At 36.7% G+C, this 19,288-nt stretch carries 22 protein-coding genes, 1 pseudogene and 1 riboswitch; of the genes and pseudogenes, 12 read left to right on the top strand and 11 right to left on the bottom strand.

All coding sequences use genetic code 11. The features are described from left to right. Window positions 1-9: 9 nt before the first annotated feature. Both AC0NJG_RS24150 and AC0NJG_RS24155 read right to left on the bottom strand, forming a co-directional pair. Complete coding sequence (locus AC0NJG_RS24150) at window positions 10-1,074, bottom strand: tetraprenyl-beta-curcumene synthase family protein (RefSeq protein WP_001102455.1); 1,065 nt, start codon at window positions 1,072-1,074, stop codon at window positions 10-12. 37 nt (window positions 1,075-1,111) lie between these two features. After that, the gene (locus AC0NJG_RS24155) at window positions 1,112-1,915 is read right to left on the bottom strand and encodes a lysophospholipase (protein ID WP_474063543.1); all 804 of its coding nucleotides are present in this window, start codon (window positions 1,913-1,915) and stop codon (window positions 1,112-1,114) included. 74 nt (window positions 1,916-1,989) lie between these two features. Between AC0NJG_RS24155 and AC0NJG_RS24160 the strand changes: the two genes are divergently transcribed. The 3 genes from AC0NJG_RS24160 to AC0NJG_RS24170 all read left to right on the top strand — a co-directional run bounded on the left by AC0NJG_RS24160 (window position 1,990) and on the right by AC0NJG_RS24170 (window position 4,335). After that, complete coding sequence (locus AC0NJG_RS24160; RefSeq protein WP_000640209.1) at window positions 1,990-2,502, top strand: gamma carbonic anhydrase; 513 nt, start codon at window positions 1,990-1,992, stop codon at window positions 2,500-2,502. A gap of 144 nt (window positions 2,503-2,646) precedes the next feature. Next, window positions 2,647-3,180 (top strand): phosphatase PAP2 family protein, encoded by a 534-nt coding sequence (locus tag AC0NJG_RS24165; protein WP_088326668.1) that lies wholly within the window; start codon window positions 2,647-2,649, stop codon window positions 3,178-3,180. A gap of 12 nt (window positions 3,181-3,192) precedes the next feature. Beyond that, window positions 3,193-4,335: a glycosyltransferase family 4 protein gene (locus AC0NJG_RS24170; RefSeq protein ID WP_474063544.1), complete on the top strand. Its 1,143-nt coding sequence runs from the start codon at window positions 3,193-3,195 to the stop codon at window positions 4,333-4,335. Window positions 4,336-4,708: 373 nt separating this feature from the next. On the opposite strand, the gene AC0NJG_RS24175 is transcribed toward AC0NJG_RS24170, so the two are convergent. Together AC0NJG_RS24175 and AC0NJG_RS24180 are read right to left on the bottom strand one after the other, a co-directional pair. Next, the gene (locus AC0NJG_RS24175; RefSeq protein ID WP_087995844.1) at window positions 4,709-5,311 is read right to left on the bottom strand and encodes a molybdenum cofactor guanylyltransferase; all 603 of its coding nucleotides are present in this window, start codon (window positions 5,309-5,311) and stop codon (window positions 4,709-4,711) included. After that, entirely contained in the window at window positions 5,308-5,817 is a 510-nt protein-coding gene (locus tag AC0NJG_RS24180) for a MogA/MoaB family molybdenum cofactor biosynthesis protein (protein ID WP_087954025.1), read from the bottom strand. Before AC0NJG_RS24180 ends, AC0NJG_RS24175 begins: the two co-directional genes overlap by 4 nt. A 252-nt stretch (window positions 5,818-6,069) precedes the next feature. Here AC0NJG_RS24180 and AC0NJG_RS24185 point away from each other — a divergent pair, with 252 nt between their 5' ends. From AC0NJG_RS24185 to AC0NJG_RS24195, 3 genes are read left to right on the top strand one after another with little or no spacing between them, the layout of a single operon-like run. Continuing rightward, window positions 6,070-6,249: a hypothetical protein gene (locus tag AC0NJG_RS24185; RefSeq protein WP_087954024.1), complete on the top strand. Its 180-nt coding sequence runs from the start codon at window positions 6,070-6,072 to the stop codon at window positions 6,247-6,249. Between the two features lie 6 nt (window positions 6,250-6,255). Beyond that, a complete protein-coding gene (locus tag AC0NJG_RS24190; protein ID WP_087954023.1) occupies window positions 6,256-6,432 on the top strand; it encodes a hypothetical protein in 177 nt (58 codons plus the stop codon). Between the two features lie 23 nt (window positions 6,433-6,455). Continuing rightward, a complete protein-coding gene (locus tag AC0NJG_RS24195) occupies window positions 6,456-6,980 on the top strand; it encodes a GNAT family N-acetyltransferase (RefSeq protein ID WP_087954022.1) in 525 nt (174 codons plus the stop codon). A 41-nt stretch (window positions 6,981-7,021) separates the two neighbouring features. On the opposite strand, the gene metK is transcribed toward AC0NJG_RS24195, so the two are convergent. Further along, window positions 7,022-8,221 carry a methionine adenosyltransferase gene (gene metK, locus AC0NJG_RS24200; RefSeq protein ID WP_000163123.1) on the bottom strand — a complete coding sequence of 400 codons (1,200 nt, stop codon included), beginning with the start codon at window positions 8,219-8,221 and terminating at the stop codon, window positions 7,022-7,024. 169 nt (window positions 8,222-8,390) lie between these two features. Next, a riboswitch (SAM riboswitch) is annotated at window positions 8,391-8,512 on the bottom strand. 228 nt (window positions 8,513-8,740) lie between these two features. On the opposite strand from metK, the gene pckA reads away from it, so the two are divergent. Then, the gene (gene pckA / locus AC0NJG_RS24205; RefSeq protein ID WP_000108805.1) at window positions 8,741-10,327 is read left to right on the top strand and encodes a phosphoenolpyruvate carboxykinase (ATP); all 1,587 of its coding nucleotides are present in this window, start codon (window positions 8,741-8,743) and stop codon (window positions 10,325-10,327) included. 288 nt (window positions 10,328-10,615) lie between these two features. After that, window positions 10,616-10,813: a hypothetical protein gene (locus AC0NJG_RS24210; RefSeq protein WP_087954021.1), complete on the top strand. Its 198-nt coding sequence runs from the start codon at window positions 10,616-10,618 to the stop codon at window positions 10,811-10,813. 257 nt (window positions 10,814-11,070) lie between these two features. Here AC0NJG_RS24210 and AC0NJG_RS24215 read toward each other — a convergent pair whose 3' ends face one another. Continuing rightward, the gene (locus tag AC0NJG_RS24215; protein ID WP_048551200.1) at window positions 11,071-11,454 is read right to left on the bottom strand and encodes an ATP synthase subunit I; all 384 of its coding nucleotides are present in this window, start codon (window positions 11,452-11,454) and stop codon (window positions 11,071-11,073) included. 279 nt (window positions 11,455-11,733) lie between these two features. Between AC0NJG_RS24215 and AC0NJG_RS24220 the strand changes: the two genes are divergently transcribed. Continuing rightward, window positions 11,734-11,955: a hypothetical protein gene (locus tag AC0NJG_RS24220; protein WP_000639042.1), complete on the top strand. Its 222-nt coding sequence runs from the start codon at window positions 11,734-11,736 to the stop codon at window positions 11,953-11,955. Window positions 11,956-11,983: 28 nt separating this feature from the next. On the opposite strand, the gene AC0NJG_RS24225 is transcribed toward AC0NJG_RS24220, so the two are convergent. Both AC0NJG_RS24225 and AC0NJG_RS24230 read right to left on the bottom strand, forming a co-directional pair. Continuing rightward, entirely contained in the window at window positions 11,984-12,889 is a 906-nt protein-coding gene (locus AC0NJG_RS24225; RefSeq protein ID WP_173601188.1) for a DMT family transporter, read from the bottom strand. Between the two features lie 227 nt (window positions 12,890-13,116). Continuing rightward, window positions 13,117-13,440 carry an iron-sulfur cluster biosynthesis family protein gene (locus AC0NJG_RS24230; protein ID WP_000289565.1) on the bottom strand — a complete coding sequence of 108 codons (324 nt, stop codon included), beginning with the start codon at window positions 13,438-13,440 and terminating at the stop codon, window positions 13,117-13,119. Between the two features lie 123 nt (window positions 13,441-13,563). Here AC0NJG_RS24230 and AC0NJG_RS24235 point away from each other — a divergent pair, with 123 nt between their 5' ends. Both AC0NJG_RS24235 and AC0NJG_RS24240 read left to right on the top strand, forming a co-directional pair. Further along, the gene (locus AC0NJG_RS24235) at window positions 13,564-13,731 is read left to right on the top strand and encodes a hypothetical protein (protein WP_199190968.1); all 168 of its coding nucleotides are present in this window, start codon (window positions 13,564-13,566) and stop codon (window positions 13,729-13,731) included. A 35-nt stretch (window positions 13,732-13,766) separates the two neighbouring features. Continuing rightward, window positions 13,767-14,687 carry a Nif3-like dinuclear metal center hexameric protein gene (locus AC0NJG_RS24240; RefSeq protein WP_474063545.1) on the top strand — a complete coding sequence of 307 codons (921 nt, stop codon included), beginning with the start codon at window positions 13,767-13,769 and terminating at the stop codon, window positions 14,685-14,687. Window positions 14,688-14,708: 21 nt separating this feature from the next. On the opposite strand, the pseudogene AC0NJG_RS24245 reads toward AC0NJG_RS24240, so the two are convergent. Next, window positions 14,709-14,981 (bottom strand): annotated as a pseudogene (locus AC0NJG_RS24245) (HAD family hydrolase); the annotation flags it as partial. A gap of 191 nt (window positions 14,982-15,172) precedes the next feature. Here AC0NJG_RS24245 and AC0NJG_RS24250 point away from each other — a divergent pair. Beyond that, window positions 15,173-16,567, top strand: coding sequence for a collagen-like domain-containing protein (locus tag AC0NJG_RS24250; RefSeq protein ID WP_474063546.1), 1,395 nt, complete (start codon window positions 15,173-15,175; stop codon window positions 16,565-16,567). Window positions 16,568-16,810: 243 nt separating this feature from the next. Here the strand turns inward: AC0NJG_RS24250 and AC0NJG_RS24255 are convergent, their stop codons facing one another. Continuing rightward, window positions 16,811-18,031, bottom strand: coding sequence for an ATP-binding protein (locus tag AC0NJG_RS24255; RefSeq protein WP_143881612.1), 1,221 nt, complete (start codon window positions 18,029-18,031; stop codon window positions 16,811-16,813). Continuing rightward, window positions 18,028-19,281, bottom strand: a complete 1,254-nt coding sequence (locus AC0NJG_RS24260) for an ATP-binding protein (protein ID WP_087954012.1) — start codon at window positions 19,279-19,281, stop codon at window positions 18,028-18,030. The genes AC0NJG_RS24255 and AC0NJG_RS24260 overlap by 4 nt, the downstream gene beginning before the upstream one ends. Between the last annotated feature and the right edge of the window lie 7 nt (window positions 19,282-19,288).

The following is a 19,288-nucleotide window of genomic DNA, read 5'->3' on the forward strand; positions in this document are numbered from 1 at the left end:
TTTTCTTCATCACTGCGCCGTTTTCTTTCGGTACATCTTCCCGTTCCAATAGAAGAATCGTGAAGTGAGACCACCGTATTTTACAATGCGCCGTGCCATTTTGTGCATATTCTTTTGTGCTGATACTTTTTGGTCTGATAAATAAATACCAAGTAACCCTCGGCTTATGAGACGATGAAACTTTGCATGAGGCAAATCACCAATGCTCTTCTCTGCTTCTTCTACAAAGTGTTTCATACGATCTAATATAGCTTGCTCGTTTTCGTAATAACTACAGAAATTTAAATCTCCGCCTATACGGTCTTCTTCTTGATCAATGAAATAATCAAGTAAAATATGAAGTCCTTGTACGTAAGGGAAGTACCCTTGTCTAATTTTCGCAATATCTTCATCATGTAATTCATCATGAAAGGCATATGCCACAAGGCAGAAGATTCCAAGTGTAGAACCAGCACATGCTGAAAATTCAAACCAACTCATCTCTGGTAAGTTTTCTTTATGCGCTTCAAACCACGTTTGTAATCGTGGTTCTCTTTCTTCTAATTTCACATGTTTATGAATTTGCAAATCACAATAATAACAAGCAAGTTCATGAAGAATAGGAGCAATTTTGTCATAGTGCTTCGTTTTCTTTAAAACATCTTGGCATGTTTCAACAAGTTCATCTAAATAACCACCATCATCTTGATCATCACGATAACGATAATAATTACCGCCACCTTCTACTTCAGGTGATAATGCCATTAACATCGATTCATGCAGTGCGGCAAAATCATTTGGATCAAGTGATGTACTGCGATCACATAAATTATCTAAGTAGTCACTAATCGTTTGATATGCGACGATAAAACGAATACATTCCTCTCGGTGTTCATTTGCTAATAGCGCTAAAATGCCACCGCCTTCGCAATGAAACGTTTTATGCTCAATACTTGCGATTGCCTGACTATGAAGCTCATCATTCGGAATATGGTAGGCACGCTCTTTCCACATCGCTAGCTCATGGTGTACAACCGGAAACACATCACGGTATACTTTCGCCATGAGCGTTATGGGATTACTCGGTACGTTCACTTCTTCCTTCATCTCCTCTATTCAATGTACAAATAATTTACTTATTTGTTTCTATTATGTTATTGATGCGTATTTCAGTAAATGACTGAATATAATTCAAAATTTCATCACGCTCATACTCATTTAATAACTCATGATAACAATTCGGCCATTCTTTAAAAGCCTTATCACTTATTTTAACATTATCAAACCAAGTACGGACACGTGTTTTATCTACAAGTTTATCCTCACATGCTTGCATTAGCAAGAGCGGAACATCTGGAAAATCATCTATTTTCTTATGGGCAATTTCAATAGACTTAATCAATTCACTATACCAACGTACTGATACTTTGCGCAAGAACAATGAATCATTCTCCATTGCATCTCTCACTTCATGATTACGAGTTGACATTTCCACTGTAAGATTCGTTGCGAATTGCAATTTTGGTGCGATAATATTTAATATTTTTGAGGCAGCTTGCAGCGGTGCAGAAGGTTCAGCTAATACGCCTAAACATGGCGAACTTAAAATAATGCCATCTACATCTTCTCTCTTCGTTTCTTGCATCATACGAATGACGATAAGACCACCCATACTATGACCAAATAAAAAGATAGGCAACCTATACCTTCTTGCCTCTTTCACCCATAATTTAACTTCCTCTATGTATTCATCAAATGAATCAATATGTCCTCTATTTCTTGAAGTCGTTCCATGTGACGGAAGGTCTCCCATCACAACGTGGTAGCCGTTATAATTCCACATTTCCGCCACGGCTTCATAACGTCCGTGATATTCCATCGCTCCGTGCACAATAACGATTACAGCCTTTGCTTCCTCCGCTTCGTAATTCCACATACGAACCTCCTCCATTTCACTCTTTTTCATAATTTGATACACTGAAACTAGTCTCTAGGAAAGGAAGGCTTTACATGATATATCCTTATAAAGAAAAAAATCCGAAAATTGCGAGTAGTGCTTTTATCGCTGACTACGTTACCATTACAGGTGATGTTTCCGTTGGCGAGGAATCAAGTATTTGGTTTAATACAGTTATACGCGGCGATGTTTCACCAACAATCATCGGAGACCGGGTAAATGTACAAGATCAATGTACACTTCATCAAAGTCCACAGTATCCTCTTATTTTAGAAGATGACGTTACAGTTGGGCATCAAGTTATTTTACATAGCTGTCATATTAAAAAAGATGCTTTAATTGGAATGGGATCTATTATATTAGATGGCGCTGAAATTGGCGAAGGAGCCTTTATCGGTGCTGGAAGCCTCGTTTCACAAGGAAAGAAAATCCCGCCAAACACGTTAGCTTTCGGTCGTCCAGCGAAAGTCGTTCGTGAATTAACAGAGGAAGACCGTAAAGACATGGAGCGAATTCGCACGCAATATGTTGAAAAAGGTCAATATTATAAATCACTACAAAAATAATTTTACCGCTGCCATAACACTGGCAGCTTTTTTTATATAAAATCTAACTTTTTCTTTACAAAACATTATTACTCCCTCAACAAAATCTTATTAAAATAAAAGCTAATATCTCCATATATATGTAAACGAGGGAGGAGAATTTTCATGAAGGTCAGTGGACTGTATAAAATAGAATGTTACATTTTCAAAGGAATTAACCAATACTTTGATCAAAAAACGTTAAATGTCTTTTTCAGCAATATTACTCATATCGGTGGCGCGACTTTCTCCATCGCACTCACACTATTCTTTTTAATCTTCGCAGATGGAACTTTGCACCAAGCTGCAATTGCAACTGCTATTTCGTTAGCAATTAGCCATATTCCTGTGCAAATATTAAAAAGATGGTATCCGCGAAAACGTCCTTATTTAACAATTCAGGATGCAAAATATCCAGTCCATCCATTACAAGACCACTCTTTCCCGTCTGGTCACACAACAGCCGTTTTCTCTGTCTTTATTCCATTTATTTGCTATAATCCAAGCTTACTTGTCTTTCTATTACCGTTAGCATTATGCGTTGGTATTTCGCGCATTTATTTAGGGCTTCACTATCCGTCTGATGTATTCGTCGGTATGTGCCTCGGCACTTGCTCTGGCATCATCTCTTTTTATCAATTCATCCCACTTTTCACATAAAGGAGTGATATGATGAGAGTCGCCATTTTTACCGATACTTTTACGCCACAAGTGAACGGGGTTGCGAAAACGTTAGCGCGGTTAACACGATATTTTCAGAGAGAAAAAATCGCCTATTCTGTTTTCGCTCCTCAGCATACAGCTGAAGATAATTTCGTAGCGAATGTGAATAAGATGAGAAGTATCCCGTTAACAATATTATATCCAGAATGTCGGTTTTCTTTTCCTACTCCGCGCATTAAACGAGAACTTCTTGCCTTTAAACCTGACATGATTCACATTGCCACACCTTTCAACATGGGACTTTGTGGACTGTATTACGCAAAAAAGTTAAACATCCCAGTTGTCGGTTCTTATCATACTGATTTCGATGCTTATTTACGCTATTACAAAATTGAATTTCTCTCCAATATACTTTGGAACTATTTAAAGTGGTTTCATAGTCATATGCAAAAAAATTTCGTTCCCTCCCCTGAAACATTACATCAATTAAAACATAAAGGCTTTCAAGCTCTCTCTATATGGGGACGTGGTGTAGATTGCACACTCTTTCATCCATCTTACAATACAGACCTATTCCGAAAAAAATATAATATTACAGCGAAGTATGTCCTTTCCTATGTTGGACGGATTGCTCCTGAAAAAGATATTGATACGTTGCAAAATCTTATCGTTAAATCAACGCATACTCGAAACGATATTCATTGGCTTATAGCAGGAGACGGTCCTCTAGCAACAAATTTGCGTGAAACTGTTCCGCAAACAAATGTCACGTTTACTGGCTATTTACAAGGCGTAGATTTAGCTGAAGCATATGCTTGTTCTAACATCATGGTATTTCCATCAGCTACTGAAACATTCGGAAATGTTGTACTTGAATCGCTTGCATGCGGTACACCTGTCATCGGTGCAAATGGTGGCGGGGTTAAAAATATTATTACAGATGGAAAAACGGGAGTTCTTTGTCCGCCCAAAAATGAGGACGCATTTCTATCATCCATTTATTCTTTATTACAAAATGAAGAAAAACTGGAGCAGATGGGAATAGCAGCTTCATCTTATGCGAAATCAAAGAGCTGGGATGAGATTTTTCGTGACTTGCTTAACGAATATGAAGAAGTCCTTCAGCATAACGCATCAGAGCTGCTTGCTTAAATAGAAAAACTCCCTTCAAAAAAAGAAGGGAGTTTATTACACAGTTGTAAACTTTACTTAAATAAAGTGAAACTTTAATCAGCCCGACCCCCACTTAACTTCTTTGCTTTCGCTGAATTTTGAGGTGTGGGTCTTACTGCCCGTTAATGCGGGATAAATGATACACAAGGTGAAATATCACCTTATTCCTATATTCATTATAACAAAAATAAACATAACTAAATAGACTTGTAATAAAAACCCATAAAAATTAATATATGGTTATACATTATTTTAACTGTATAGTGATTTTAAGAAATTCCCCTTAAAATCAACTTACTCACATACCTTTATACAGTAATTGTTCCCCAATTTCTGTATACCAAAAAACCTTTCATTCATTTGAAAGGTCTTTTTGAGCCTGCACATATTCTTCTTTCGTATTCACATTTATAAACCAATCCGCATTCGCTTGTACATCTTCACCAGCAATATATTTCACATTACATTGTGATAAAAGCTGGCCCATACTTCTTTTTTCTTTCTGAAGCAAAGCATAAATCTTTTCTTTCACGCGGTTATGATACGCTGCAAGTAACGGTTGTTTCCTTCCATTAATAATAGGTACAACCGCATCGTATTCATTGCTCGTTTGCTCTAGCAAAATGGTAAACCATTCTTGCGAAACATTTGGCGCATCGCATGGCATAATAGCGTACCAATCTGCTTCTATATATTCCATTCCTGATACAATTCCAGCAAGTGGCCCGTCCCCTTTATAATGCGGAATATCTTCGATAACAGGCACTTGTACGAATTTCTCTACTCTCTCTTTTATATGAGAATGACTAATGACTACAACTTCTTGGAGCGCACTTGTCATCACTTTCAAAATATGCTCAATAAAAGTACTCCCTTGCCAGCTTGCTAATGCTTTCGGCTCACCGAATCTACTCGACATACCACCCGCTAATACAATTCCAGCCCACTTACTCATTGGCGATGCAACTCAAATGTAATATGACCTAGTTCTGGTAAAATTAATTTATTCATCGCAAGGTGAACCGCTCCGCTCGATCCTGGCATCGAGAAAACTACTTTGCGCCCAATTGTGCCACCAATCGCTCTGCTTAACATTGCGCTGCTTCCGATATCTTCTAAATAACTAATCATGCGGAACAACTCACCAAATCCAACAATTTCTTTATGTAATAACGCTGATACTGCTTCAATCGTCACATCGCGTTTCGTAATACCAGTTCCGCCATTTGTTAATACAACGTCTACATCTTCCCTATGATAACCAGCTAATACTGCCTGCTGAATACTTTCTTTATCATCTTTTACAATTTCATAAGAAGTCACTGTATGTCCTGCTTCTTTTAGCAATGCATGTAATAGTTGTCCGCTCTTATCTGTCTCTTCTGTACGTGTATCGGAAATCGTCACGATCTTACAACGTACTTCTTTTGGCGCTTGTTTTTTATGTTCGGTTACGCTCATTTTTTCATCTTTCCTTTCTTAAAGACTTTTCTTCATTTTATCATACATATCTTTACACAATTATGTATGAAGCCAACAATGGGCCATGATACAATATAAGTATACTAACCCACAAAAAGGAAAATGAAAACATCCTTTCTTATCCCCCTAGACTTCACATCGTTAGCTAACCTTTAACTTTTTGGTATTTTCTACAGATTAAAATTCAGTTTTTAAAATTGCACTACCAAATAAATCGGAGGTCTACATATTATGGAACTATACAAAAAATTAACAACAACATTCATCCTCTTATTCGTCGCTTCCATCACTGTTGGCTTTTCTCTAAAAGGCGCAATTCCATACGCTACATCAGTAAGTATTATATGCGCAACACTATTTTTACTAAGCAGTGCTTTTTGCGCAGGCAAAGCACGTCAAATGAAAGGGTAATTACATATGTTCAAGAAGAAACCAATCCTTTGTAAATCATGCGGGAAAGAAATACAAACGTATGAAAAAGCGTGGATTCATATGCCATTTCCGTCAAGTGGTATGACTAATATAAGAAAGTATATTGAACTAGAAGGACACATTTATTGTAGCTCGTGTATTGAAATAATGAACAAAAACTAGTAAATACAAAAGGTGGGCTTATATTGTTTGAATCAAACCGTATCCAGTTACGAAAGTTTTCCGAAGATGATATTCTAACGTATTATAAATGGCATAATGATATAGACGTTATGAGTTCAACTACACTTAACCTTGATAAATATTCCTTACAAGATACAGAAAAACTTTGCCAGCAATTTATTCATTCTCCAAACTCTAAGAGCTATATCATTGAAGAAAAAGCTACGAACCTTCCAATTGGTATTACGTCTTTAATTCATATTGATTCATATAATCGAAACGCTGAATGCATTATTGATATTGGTAAAAAGGATTACTGGGGGCAAGGTTATGGGAAGGAAGCTTTCACCTTATTATTGAATTATGCATTTTTAGAATTAAATTTACATCGCCTTTCTTTACGAGTATTTTCTTTTAACGATAGAGCAATTAAATTATATAAATCACTCGGTTTTCAACATGAAGGAACTTGTAAAGAAGCTATATTCCGCAACGGCACTTGGCATGACATTGAACTCTTCGCTTTATTCCAACGTAATTATAAATAAAAAAAGCTTTGCGCTCACCGCGCAAAGCTTTTTTTCATATATTATAGACCAGCTTGCTCTTTTAAAGCTGCAGCTTTGTCTGTACGTTCCCATGATAGATCTACATCAGTACGTCCGAAGTGGCCGTAAGCTGCTGTTTGTTTGTAAATTGGGCGACGTAAGTCTAGCATTTTAATAATACCAGCTGGGCGAAGATCGAAGTTGTTACGAACTAGTTCTACTAGTACGTCTTCAGATACTTTACCAGTGCCGAATGTATCAACTGAAATTGATACTGGTTGTGCTACACCGATTGCGTATGCAAGTTGTACTTCTGCTTTTTCAGCAAGACCAGCTGCTACGATGTTTTTCGCAACATAACGAGCTGCATATGCTGCAGAACGGTCAACTTTTGTTGCATCTTTACCAGAGAATGCACCGCCACCGTGGCGAGCGTATCCACCGTAAGTATCAACGATGATTTTACGTCCTGTTAAACCAGCATCACCTTGTGGTCCACCAATTACGAAGCGGCCAGTTGGGTTAATGAAGAATTTTGTTTCTCCATCCATTAATTCTGCTGGTACTACAGCTTTAATTACGTGCTCTTTTAAGTCGCGATCGATTTCTTCCCATGTAACATCTGGGTGATGTTGTGTAGAAATTACGATAGTATCAACACGTACCGGTTTACCATTTTCATCATACTCAACTGTAACTTGCGTTTTTCCATCCGGACGTAGGTATGATAATGTATCATCTTTACGTACTTCAGTTAAACGGCGAGCTAATTTGTGAGCAAGCGAGATTGGAAGTGGCATTAACTCTTGTGTTTCATTACATGCGAAACCAAACATTAAACCTTGGTCTCCTGCACCAATTGCCTCAATCTCAGCGTCAGTCATTTGACCTTCGCGTGCTTCTAGCGCTTGGTCAACACCCATAGCGATGTCAGCAGATTGCTCATCGATAGATGTTAAAACTGCACAAGTTTCTGCATCGAATCCGTATTTTGCGCGTGTGTAACCAATGCCTTGAATTGTTTCACGAACGATTTTTGGAATATCTACGTAAGTAGAAGTCGTAATTTCCCCCGCTACCAATACTAAACCAGTTGTTACAGTTGTTTCACAAGCTACACGTGCATTTGCGTCTTTTGATAAGATCGCATCTAAAATTGAATCAGAAATTTGGTCACAAATTTTATCTGGATGTCCTTCAGTTACAGACTCAGATGTGAACAGATGACGTTTTTTTGTCATGTGGTAAACCTCCCTACAGTAATTGTATATATTGTACGGAACTCATCCTTAATTTGCCACAGATTGCGACATACATTTATTCTCCCACACAAGCATACAGAAAAACCTTTCCTACATAATAGAGAGGAAAGGTTTAATTTGCTACTTGCATACTGCTTTTTGCCCTTCGCTCTTATCGTTCGAGACCTGTAGCCTCGCACAGGTTTTAGCACCTATTCACTTGTGTTTACCAATACAAGTGAGGTTGCTGGGCTTCATCGGGCCTGTCCCTCCGCCAGCTCGGGATAAGAGAGTATCCGTCCCAACCTATACTAAAGAAATGATATTCATTTGTCAATTAATATTCACATTTTCCTGAAAGTTTTTCTCAGTGCGCCTGAAATGAAATATTAATAAGGAAATAATTCATTCACACAAACAAAAAGAAATAAATAGTATACATTATTTATATAATTGTGTTATACTCTTGTTGGGGATTACGAGAAATATTTCATTAAATGAAAAGGATGGTATATAAATATGAGTACTGTGAATGTCCAAATTGGTTTACACGAATTATTGAACGGAAGCAATGCACAGATTCAACTAAGTGTTCCGCAATTAGTGGAAAAAGTATTAATGCGAAATGAAGGGAAATTAACTTCGACTGGTGCCGTTTCTGCTTCAACTGGAAAATATACAGGACGTTCTCCTAAAGATAAATTTATTGTGAAAGAAGCATCGGTTGCTGACAAAATTGCTTGGGGAGCAGTGAACCAACCGATTTCTGAAGAACATTTTAATAAATTATATACGAAAGTTTTAGAATACTTAAAAGAGAAAGAAGAGTTATTCGTCTTCAAAGGATTTGCAGGCGCTGACCGCAATTACCGCCTACCAATTCAAGTTATTAATGAATATGCATGGCACAATTTATTTGTACATCAATTATTCATTCGTCCAACTGAAGAAGAATTAACAACTCATGAATCAGAGTTTACAATTGTTTCTGCACCGAATTTCAAAGCTGATCCAGCTGTTGACGGTACAAACTCTGAAGCATTCATTATGGTTTCATTCGAAAAACGTATCGTACTAATTGGTGGTACAGAATACGCTGGAGAAATGAAAAAATCAATCTTCTCTATTATGAACTTCTTATTACCTGAACAAGATATCCTTTCTATGCATTGCTCTGCAAACGTAGGTGAAGAAGGCGACGTAGCACTATTCTTCGGTTTATCTGGAACAGGTAAAACAACATTATCTGCTGATCCAAACCGTAAATTAATCGGTGATGATGAGCACGGTTGGTCTGATAACGGTGTATTCAATATTGAAGGCGGTTGCTACGCAAAATGTGTAAACCTTTCTCACGAGAAAGAACCACAAATTTTCGATGCAATCACATTTGGATCTGTTTTAGAAAACGTTATCATTAATGACCAAACGCGTATCGCAGACTATAACGATACTACTTTAACAGAAAATACTCGTGCTGCATACCCTATGCATGCGATCGACAATATCGTACTGCCAAGTGTTGCAGGACACCCAAATACAATCATCTTCTTAACTGCTGATGCATCAGGCGTATTGCCTCCAATCAGTAAGTTATCAAAAGAACAAGCTATGTACCATTTCTTAAGTGGTTATACTAGTAAACTAGCAGGAACAGAGCGCGGCGTTACATCTCCGCAAGCAACATTCTCAACTTGCTTCGGTTCACCATTCTTACCACTTGATGCATCTCGCTATGCTGAAATGCTTGGTGAAAAGATCGAGAAACACGATGCGAAAGTATTCTTAGTAAACACTGGCTGGACTGGTGGCGAATACGGCGTTGGTAAACGTATGAACTTAGGTTACACTCGCGCAATGATTCAATCGGCATTAAGCGGTGAACTTGCGAAAACTGAAACAGCTAAACATGACATCTTCGGTCTTGAAGTTCCACTTCACGTACCAGGTGTACCTGACGAAGTGTTAATGCCTGAACAAACTTGGGCTGATAAAGCTGCTTACAAAGCAAAAGCAATCGAACTTGCAAATGAATTCAAAGCTAACTTCAAAAAGTTCGACAGCGTATCTGAAGACATTATTAACTTAGGCGGCCCAATCGCTTAAGTGCAAACTTTCTGTTGGAATCACCCTTTACTCATATGAATAAGTGTCGTGTAACCGTAAAGTTTCGCGTACTCACCGACAAAACCCAATGCGGCTTAACGGTTACACACACTTACATAAAAAAGAAGCTTACGTTTTTGCGTAAGCTTCTTACTTTATCTTATATAAAGTGAAACGTTAATCTCTCATCTGTGACTTAGTTCGTTAATTTACAGAATTTTCTCTTTATAGTTATTTACTTTTAGTTTTCTATGATATAATTTACATATATAGGAAGGGGTGAAACCTATGAAAAACTTTTCTCGTACAGGAAAAATTTTATTCAGTTATGGAGCGATCCAAATGTTTTGGGGACTTGTAATGCTTAACGTTCATTTATTTGAGCATACAAGTGAAACGATAAAATATATTATTCTAATTATCGGAATAGTTTTTTGTATTATATCCAACTTTTTTAAAGAACCTAAAAGTCATACTCATACTTGATTTCATGTTAACTTATTGGAAGCAGATACCTACATTTTATTCAAAGTTTCACTTCCTGTTGTACTCCCCCTCGCAGAATCCCCTATCCCAGAATAACCTCATTTCCACACAGACAAATCACGGCTTCTAACATATAAATTATATCCCTACTCCCTACATCCTTCTGGTTTTACTCCGCGTGGGGCTAAAACAGTCCCTAACCGCTTCTATCCCCCGCTGGATCCTCTATTCCATCTAAAAAGAGGCTTTTTATCTTTTTATCTCTTCGTTAATTCTTTCTCATCTTTCATACTATAGTATCCTAAATTCACAACGATTAAGAAATAACCACCCATAATCCCTACTGCAAATGCCCACATAACCATGTGGTGCTCAATTTCGTACATAATAATAGCACCTAAAATAGCAGCGGCAAAACGATTAAACATACCGAGCGTCGGTGCTTTCGTTTTCTTTACAATACTATCTCCAAGCTTCTCAATTCTTCTCCCTAAAAGCCAAACGCAATACATACTTACAATAAGCCCAATTCCAGCGCCTAAAAAATGTGCTGAAAAAGGTGTTAGCATCCATCCTATTAACAAAATACCTAGTATATAATACGATTGAATTTTAAATGACCTTAATGACATACTAATCATGCTGTACCTCTCTTCATTCGTTCTTATCTATCCAACAAAAAATTTCTTTTAAATGCATATTCCTTAAATTCATTTCACTCAAATTAAAAACAACATAAACAGTATGTTTATGTTGTTTAAATGTTTTTAGAAAATAATATTATACAAGATTTCAAACATCATATTCTCATATTTTGTGACGGTTTTTCAAACTTTTTTCGTCCATTTATGAAAAAAATGATATCAATCTATGAACATACGGATATGATGTAATAAATACACAAATAAAGGGGGCGTCTAATGATTTATTTTTTAATGGCTCTCATCCACCTTATTATCCCTGCACTTATTGGACTTTCATTGTATTGGTACACGAAAAATCATAGCATTTTTTACGCTGTCCTCGGTGTTCTTCTCCCAGGTATTATTCTTATTACACTCTTCCGTATTCCATTTTTAAACTTAATTCCACTTATTACTGCTATCTTATTTCTCATCTTCTTACCAAAAATAAAAAAATAGGAAAGCAGATCATAGGTGATCTGTTTTCCTATTTTGATATAGGTTCCCCCGCAGTAGAATGCACTTTTACTTTCTCCGATTTCACAAACCATAAACCGAAGAAAATAATAATTCCACCAATTATTTGTTGAAATGATACATATTCATTTGCCCATACAGCTGCAAATAAAACAGCTACAAGCGGCGTTATATACATATATACCATCGTATGTGACGCCCCAATTTTTTGAACTCCAACATACCACATTACTAAACCAAACACTGTTACAAAGAAAATAGAATATAGTAAAGCGAATAGTGTCATTCCGTGTGTAATGTGAAATGGCATTATAAATACGTGTGGTCCACTTAACAATAAGAGCGGAATCGCACCAACTAATGCTGACCATGCGGTAACACGTAGTGCTGAATATTTTTGAATTAATGGACCAGCTAAAACAGGATAAAGCCCCCAGCATATTGATGTAATGAGTCCAATCCCATTTCCATAAAAAGAACTAGCAAGTGAATGCCCTGCTACTAAAACTAATGCTGCCCCACCAAAAGCAATCATAGAACCGATTAACTTTCGAGAAGAAAATTTTTCTTGTTTCAAGAAAATCGCAAATAACGTTGTAAAAATAGGTGAAATAGAAATGAGTAAAGAGGCATTTGTAGCGGATGTATATTTGACAGTTTCCATAAATAATGTTTGATACAGTATAATACCTACAACGCTAACGATGAATAATCTAGGTATATCCTTTCGCTCCATATAAACCGACTTTTCAATAAAAAATGTAAGGAGTAACATAAGCGGTGCCGCCGATATCATCCGAAGTGCAGTAAACTCAATTGCTGTAAATTCTAAAAGTCCATATTTCGCAATCGTAAAATTAATCCCCCAAATAATAACGACTGCTAAAATTAATAATTCAATTCCCCATCTTCTCATGCGTATCCCCTCCGCAAATACGATTATACAGAAAATTCAATCATATGTACATTTCATTATGTGAAAAAATCTTTGTATTATATGCAACGTTTTGGTACATGAAATTATATCGGTGATTTTTCGAATATATCAGCGCAACTCGAATTATATCAACGATTTTTTAAATATAGCGACTTATACAATAGAAAAGGTGGTTCCAAAATACATTTTGGAACCACCTTTCTTTACTACACTCGAACGTGTAACTTCATGTTTGGATTATAAAATTGGCTCGGACTCTTCAGCTGAAAAGTTCCTCCACCTTCATGCCAATCAACTGTTAACTTGTCGTCCATAAATACAAGTTTTGTACGATCAGCGATAAAGTTCATTGTGCTGGATTCGATATCCACATCGCGCTCATCTTTTTCTGCTACAGCTACTAAATCGATAATTCCGCTCATTACACAACCGCAACCTTCATTATCGTAAAATAACTTTATATATTTCGCTTCATTTGGAATCGTATCCATAATCTTTTTATATGCTGCTTCTGTTACAGTAACGTACATACGTTAATCTTCATCCTCTCTTCTCGTATCCTTCATATATTGTACCACTATTTTTCTCGAAAAATATATACAGAAAATTAAGACTAATATACAATGTATGTGATAAAGGAGGTTGTATTACTCATGCTCAAATTACTACGATACCCCATCTTTTTAGGTCTACTCGGTAGCTTTTTTATTTCTAGCGGAATGGTATTACAACATATACTTCCCTATTCTCCTTCTATTGGTTGGATTCTAGGCTTTATTTGTTTCCTATCCGCTTCCTATTTTGCTATGAAAAACAACTAATAGAACAAGAACCAGTTCAAGGAGGATAATACAACATGCGAGCTTTAAAAGACATAGAACAATCACTCAATCATTTATTCCAAATCGAAAAATATGGAAAAGATAGTGCCTTTAGCCGATTTATCCCAGCTGTATATGATCCTATCCAATTTCCGTGGCAACAATTTTTCGAAACCAATTTTGTAGAGCTATTTAACGGTCTTATGATACGAGGAGCCGAAAATGTAAATAAAGTATTTTTAGCTGTTTTTCCTACAGATGACGTTCTTGAAACATTCATTTCACAATCTACATCTGGTGATTTACTTTTTATGCACCACCCACTTGTAATGGAATGCGGTGATCCGCTTGGAAAATCAGGGCGTGGCTTTATTCCAATACCTGAAAAATATTTACAAGCGATTAAAGAAAAACAACTTTCTATATATACATGTCACGGACCAATGGATGTTCATCAAACGCATGGAACGAGCATTTCAATTGCAAAGTCCTTACATGCTCATGTAGTTGAAGGTTTTGCATATGAAGGTCCAGAACAAGAGCCAGTTGGCCTTATTTGTGAAATAGATGAAACATCCACAGAAGCACTCCAAAAGCGTCTAAAAAATACCTTCCATATTCCTTATACAGACTTCGAAGGTAACCAACATGATTCCCTCAAAAAGATTGCAATTATCGCGGGATGTGGAGATGTCGTATCTCTCATGAAAGAAGCAGAAGCAAAAGGCGCTGAAGCATATATTACTGGAGAAATCCATTGCCATATCGACAATGATTACGGCAGGCATAAATACTCACTCATTATGGATTACGTAAAAGAAACGAATATGTCACTCATCGGAGTGTCACACTCTGCCTCTGAATATTTAGTGAAAGAGACAGTGATGTATGATTGGTTTACAGAAAATTTTGATGTGGATGTTACTTTGGTTCCACAAGAGAAATGGTGGGTATAAATTTTTAAAGAGATAGCTAATTTAGCTATCTCTTTTTACTAAACTTAAAATTTCATGAGGCGTTTGAAAAATATAATCAGCCTCTTCGAATCCTTTCTTTGCCTTCGCTCCCCACAGTGCTAAACCAAACTTTGCTCCCGCTTGTTTTGCGCATTGTAAGTCATATACTGAGTCACCTATGTATATCGCTTCTTGTGCATCTATATTCAATCTTTTTAGGCATGTCACAAGTGGCTCTGGATGTGGTTTATGTTTCATTGTATCTTCCACACAAATAGAGTGTTCAAAATAAGTAATGGATATTTTATAACTACTTATTATTCTGTATTTATTGAAAAAAATTCGATATACAATACACAATCATCCTATTTTTGGAATCTAGATTTACAATACAATCGACCACACAAAAATATAGAATCCGTAATATACATATAGTAGTTCTATTTTAAAAACTAGATTTTCAAAATATAGAAAGGAGAACATACATGTACCCACGTAATTGTTTTAGTTGCGATGGTAGACGCAATAGTGGTTCTAACGGGAACACGGGACCTTCTGGGGCTACCGGCAGTACTGGGCCTTCCGGAGCTACTGGGCCTTCCGGAGCTACTGGGCCTACTGGCAGTACTGGACCTTCCGGGGCTACTGGGCCTACTGGCAGTACTGGACCTTCCGGGGCTACTGGGCCTACTGGTAGTACTGGACCTTCCGGAGCTGGTTTACAAAGTACTACCGCATTTAGCCTAGCAGCAGCCCCTAACTATAAAGCAGGACAAGTTGTCACTTATACGAGCAGCGGCTATGTTGTAAAAAAAGATGCACCTCAAGGGTTTCCCCATGTATCTCCAGATTATATTGTATTAGTAGAAAGTGGACCTACTGGTAGTACTGGACCTTCTGGCATCACTGGGCCTACCGGAAATACTGGATCTACCGGAAACACCGGACCTTCTGGCATCACTGGGCCTACCGGAAACACCGGACCTTCTGGTAACACTGGGCCTACCGGAAATACTGGGCCTACCGGAAGCACCGGACCTTCCGGCATCACTGGACCTTCTGGCATCACTGGACCTTCTGGCATCACTGGGCCTACCGGAAATACTGGACCTTCTGGCATCACTGGGCCTACCGGAAATACTGGATCTACCGGAAACACCGGACCTTCTGGCATCACTGGGCCTACCGGAAACACCGGACCTTCTGGTAACACTGGGCCTACCGGAAATACTGGGCCTACCGGAAACGCCGGACCTTCTGGTAACACTGGGTCTACCGGAAACACTGGGCCTACCGGAAACACTGGATCTACTGGCAACACCGGACCCACTGGCAGCACTGGACCGACTGGCAATACTGGACCTTCTGGCAGTACCGGGCCTACTGGCACTGCAGGTAGTGCATCAGCGAAAAGTATTGTGTTCCAAGGAAAGAATGGTGGGTTTCAGCGTATAGCGGGTTCTCCAGGAATTGACTCTAATGTTATTCCATATGTCACTGCTGGAGACGGTAGTATAGTTGGCTTTGCTGCATCTATAAATGTAAATAACTTACCTGCTGCTGTTTATACGATTGATATTTGCAGAAATATCCCTACAAACCTCACTGCTCCTACCTCTAGTTACATCCTATCTACTATCGCCTTCACTACTACTGACAAAATTACAGGAACTATAACATTTTCGATTAAGCCTACGGATACTGGCTCTGGACAAATTCAAGTGTATAATCCTACCCCAGCGGTAGGTCCCGCTACTGTAACTTGGACTAGTACTACAACAGGAAACCCAGTTTCGAGAGGGGATGCGATATCACTTTATATTAATCCTGGCATTACTGAAAGTGCAGTATATTCTGTTTTTCTAATCACTAATATTTAGTTCCCTCTTAAAAGTAATTTATTTAACAAAAAAAGGCCCCAATAATTGAGGCCAACAAATAGAAATACAAATGAATTAAAACAAATAACAGACAAGCTCATTATATACTATCATTTTATAAATATCCATATTTTGTAATTTATATTATATATACTGTACTAATAATGCAAACACTTTCGAATCTCTATTCACAAAAAAGGGAAATCACTTTCACGTAAGTAATTTCCCTTTTTAAAATATTTTTTATTGTATCGGCAACATAACCTTCACCGTCGTTCCAACCCCAACTTCACTTTCAAAACTCATTTTACCGTTGTGATCTTTAATAATTTTTTCTGTAACTACTAAGCCTAAACCTGTTCCCGTTTCTTTCGTTGTGTAAAAGGCTTCATTTAGCTTCGGAATTTTGTCTTTTGGAATACCGCAACCTTCATCCTTAACTTGAACAATGATTGCATCTTCTACAGTCACTTTAATCGTAATCGTTCCGCCAACTGACATTGCTTCAATCGCATTTTTAATTAAATTAAAAAATACTTGTTTTAATCGTTTTTCATCGCATGTAATCGATGGTATGTCTTTACTATAAATACCTTGTATGTGCACACCTTGATTTAAAGCAGGCTTCCCCATAACTCGAATAACATAAGCGATAATTTCTTCTATATTATGAACTTCTGATTCTATTGATTTAGATTTCTCAAATCCACTAAGTTCTGTAGCGATTGTATGAATTCGTTCTACTTCTTGTTTCATAATATCACTATATATTTTATCCTCTGGATATTTAATCGCTTGCTTATTCACAAATTTATCTAAATTGGCTAAAGGTCTTTTAATTTTGTAACCAATAACTGTAGCCATTTTCCCAACAGTTGCTAGCTTTTCTGTTTGTTGTATTTCTTTATTCATCATCTCAAGCGTACGAACGTAAGATTGGAACCTTAAAAACATAATCCAACATATGATAGTAAATACGCTATATAATGCCATCGGAATTAAAACGATTGATGAATGAATAATGATTCCTATAAGAGCATATTTTCCAACAAGTATGCTCGGAACTAACCAAAAATATCTTTTATTCACAAAGAGTGGGGCAAATAAAATAAAAAATCCTTCTACTATATTCCCACCATCAAACTCAGTATCACTACCGTAGTAAATCATAAAATTATGTATAAAATCTAATAGATTATATCCAATTAGAATAATATACTTTACTGCAAATGGATTTTTCCATTTCATAAAGTATATTCCAGTACAAAATAGAACCACCATCAGAAAATAAAGCCATAAACCTAAACCATCTTCAAATTGTCCTACTCCTTCTTGCTCTCCTCCTATTAAAGGTACAATAAATTCGTAGGCAAGATCGTATACAAAAAATATAATGAAAAATAAACTTAAATATATTTTCAGCGCCTTCATTTCTTCATTTTTAAATATATCGTCTTTATTCATATGGTAACCCCTAGCTTTTCTCCCACTTGTATTTCATTATTTCCACACTTTTTTGGAAGAATAATATCTATTCTCGTTCCCTTATCTCTTTCACTTGAAATATGTAACGTACCAAGGTGTTCGTTGACAATTCGATCTGCTACCGTAAGTCCCAAACCAATTTTATCTTGTTTTGTTGTATAAAAAGCTTCTGTAACACGAGCCAAATTTTCTTTCTTAATACCGTAACCATTATCGATTACACTTAATATTACATAATCTTGTCCTTTATTTTCTAATCGTAACTCTAATGTGCCACCTTGCTCCATTGCCTCCAGAGCATTTTTTATGACATATAGAAAGACTCCTCTTATTTTCCGCTCATCACATTCAACTTCTATTATCTTTTCTTCGATATTAGAAATAAGCGGAACACTAGACTCATTCATTTTTTCTCGAAGAATTGCTACTGCTTGTAATGCAATTTCACCTATATTATGTTTTTTATAAATAGAGGGTTTACATGTAGCAACTTCCATCAATTCACTTATCATATTATTCATATTTTCTATTTCAAAAATCATCTGTTTATAAATAGGGTCCTCTTCATGCTTCTCTCGTTGTAATTGCGTAAACCCTTTTAATGAAGCAAGTGGATTTTTAATTTCATGTCCCACTGTCGCTGCCATCTTTCCGATTACTGCTAATTTTTGTGATTCACTAGCAATCTTAATACTTTCCTTTACCGCTGAAAGGTATTGTATAAATCGATTTAAAATGATGTATGCCGCTATTAATATGAGTGTATACATAATGAGGTACATAAATCCTTTTACTTCCTTTAATACAAATAAGTAAATTACATATTTCCCTACAATAGTCGAAAGTACAAACACAAAATATTTTTTATTTAAAAATATAGGTACAAAGAAGATGAAAATAATTTCTATTATATTTACCCCATCAAATGCCGCCTTATTATAAAGCATATACGAAAGTATGTTAGCAATTTCTATTCCTATGTATGCAAATACACATGCATATTTAACAAAATTCACTTTCTCTTTTTTTATTAAATATACATTCACACCGAGTATTGCAGTTCCGCAAATAATTTGCCATAGTATGCTATGTCCCTTGTCCGTTAGTGATTTATCTTCTAATACGATTGCATAGAGAATTTGATATGAAACAACAATGACGTATAGCACCCACAAAAAGATTTTGGCATTCCTTTCTTCTTCTTTATATGATAGAAAACTTTCTTTCACTTCAACA

Source organism: Bacillus sp. SSR7 (assembly GCF_055902415.1).

Excerpts from the sequence above, each read along its gene's own strand:
- AC0NJG_RS24155 (WP_474063543.1), bottom strand. The coding sequence starts at position 1,915 with ATGTGGAATTACGAAGCGGAGGAAGCAAAGGCTGTAATCGTTATTGTG.
- AC0NJG_RS24160 (WP_000640209.1), top strand. The coding sequence starts at position 1,990 with ATGATATATCCTTATAAAGAAAAAAATCCGAAAATTGCGAGTAGTGCT.
- AC0NJG_RS24165 (WP_088326668.1), top strand. The coding sequence starts at position 2,647 with ATGAAGGTCAGTGGACTGTATAAAATAGAATGTTACATTTTCAAAGGA.
- AC0NJG_RS24170 (WP_474063544.1), top strand. The coding sequence starts at position 3,193 with ATGAGAGTCGCCATTTTTACCGATACTTTTACGCCACAAGTGAACGGG.
- AC0NJG_RS24175 (WP_087995844.1), bottom strand. The coding sequence starts at position 5,311 with ATGAGTAAGTGGGCTGGAATTGTATTAGCGGGTGGTATGTCGAGTAGA.
- AC0NJG_RS24180 (WP_087954025.1), bottom strand. The coding sequence starts at position 5,817 with ATGAGCGTAACCGAACATAAAAAACAAGCGCCAAAAGAAGTACGTTGT.
- AC0NJG_RS24185 (WP_087954024.1), top strand. The coding sequence starts at position 6,070 with ATGGAACTATACAAAAAATTAACAACAACATTCATCCTCTTATTCGTC.
- AC0NJG_RS24190 (WP_087954023.1), top strand. The coding sequence starts at position 6,256 with ATGTTCAAGAAGAAACCAATCCTTTGTAAATCATGCGGGAAAGAAATA.
- metK (WP_000163123.1), bottom strand. The coding sequence starts at position 8,221 with ATGACAAAAAAACGTCATCTGTTCACATCTGAGTCTGTAACTGAAGGA.
- pckA (WP_000108805.1), top strand. The coding sequence starts at position 8,741 with ATGAGTACTGTGAATGTCCAAATTGGTTTACACGAATTATTGAACGGA.
- AC0NJG_RS24210 (WP_087954021.1), top strand. The coding sequence starts at position 10,616 with ATGAAAAACTTTTCTCGTACAGGAAAAATTTTATTCAGTTATGGAGCG.
- AC0NJG_RS24215 (WP_048551200.1), bottom strand. The coding sequence starts at position 11,454 with ATGATTAGTATGTCATTAAGGTCATTTAAAATTCAATCGTATTATATA.
- AC0NJG_RS24220 (WP_000639042.1), top strand. The coding sequence starts at position 11,734 with ATGATTTATTTTTTAATGGCTCTCATCCACCTTATTATCCCTGCACTT.
- AC0NJG_RS24225 (WP_173601188.1), bottom strand. The coding sequence starts at position 12,889 with ATGAGAAGATGGGGAATTGAATTATTAATTTTAGCAGTCGTTATTATT.
- AC0NJG_RS24230 (WP_000289565.1), bottom strand. The coding sequence starts at position 13,440 with ATGTACGTTACTGTAACAGAAGCAGCATATAAAAAGATTATGGATACG.
- AC0NJG_RS24235 (WP_199190968.1), top strand. The coding sequence starts at position 13,564 with ATGCTCAAATTACTACGATACCCCATCTTTTTAGGTCTACTCGGTAGC.
- AC0NJG_RS24240 (WP_474063545.1), top strand. The coding sequence starts at position 13,767 with ATGCGAGCTTTAAAAGACATAGAACAATCACTCAATCATTTATTCCAA.
- AC0NJG_RS24250 (WP_474063546.1), top strand. The coding sequence starts at position 15,173 with ATGTACCCACGTAATTGTTTTAGTTGCGATGGTAGACGCAATAGTGGT.
- AC0NJG_RS24255 (WP_143881612.1), bottom strand. The coding sequence starts at position 18,031 with ATGAATAAAGACGATATATTTAAAAATGAAGAAATGAAGGCGCTGAAA.